Annotated in this window: 1 protein-coding gene; it reads left to right on the top strand. The window is 56.3% G+C overall.

Annotated features, from left to right (window positions below; translation table 11 throughout):
- Positions 1-172 precede the first annotated feature (172 nt).
- A partial coding sequence (locus HX773_RS25450) for a MoxR family ATPase (RefSeq protein WP_176973810.1) occupies positions 173-380 on the top strand: 208 nt, incomplete at its 3' end.

Genomic DNA, 380 nt, shown 5'->3' with positions numbered 1-380 from the left:
CAGGGAGGGGCCTTTTACAGGATATGTTTCTCAACAACGTAGGACTTTTCTTCAAAATCCATAAAAATCCCCATAGCCGTTAGTCGCCACCACCCCCGATGGATTAAAGTAACGCCCCCAGCCACGACATTATTCGAATGCCGTCGGCCACCCTCTCCAGGAACACTCATCGATGGAACATCGTGAAGCGCTGCTGGCGCTGCGAACCTTTCTCTCAGCGCAGATTCTCGGCCAGGAAAAGCTGATCGAGCGCCTGCTGATCGCATTGCTGGCCGACGGTCACATGCTGGTCGAAGGCGCCCCCGGCCTGGCCAAGACCAAGGCCATCAAGGAGCTGGCCGAAGGTATCGAAGCGCAGTTCCATCGCATCCAGTTCACCC

It is taken from the genome of Pantoea sp. B9002 (assembly GCF_013385945.1).
Lineage (GTDB): Bacteria > Pseudomonadota > Gammaproteobacteria > Enterobacterales > Enterobacteriaceae > Pantoea.
The sequence above is the reverse complement of the archived record's forward strand: the minus strand, read 5'-3'. Positions and strand labels throughout refer to the sequence as shown.